Here is a 272-nt window from a genome sequence, read left to right on the forward strand (position 1 = left end):
GAGGTCTTCTATCGCTATCAAGTCGTTAGACTGTATGACGCGCTGTGCCTCTTTACAAGCAAAGTCGTTACGTCTGCGTGATACCTTGAGATGCGCTCTACCCAACCGATTCCTAGCTTTAATCCTATTTTTGCTACCTTTTTTAGTACGAGATAAACGCTTTTGTAGTTTTTTAATCTTGCGTTCATCTTTTCTTAGAAACCGAGGATTATCAACTTTATTGCCTTCAGAATCGGTGTAGAAATGATTTAAACCAACATCTAAGCCAGATT

At 39.3% G+C, this 272-nt stretch carries 1 protein-coding gene; it reads right to left on the reverse strand.

What is annotated here, in order from left to right; all coding sequences use genetic code 11:
• Nucleotides 1-272: transposase (locus LKE08_RS29130; protein WP_324707802.1), on the reverse strand; the 272-nt coding region annotated here is incomplete at both ends.

The sequence above is a fragment of the Lyngbya sp. CCY1209 genome (genome assembly GCF_035615495.1).
Taxonomy (GTDB): Bacteria; Cyanobacteriota; Cyanobacteriia; order Cyanobacteriales; family Microcoleaceae; genus Limnospira.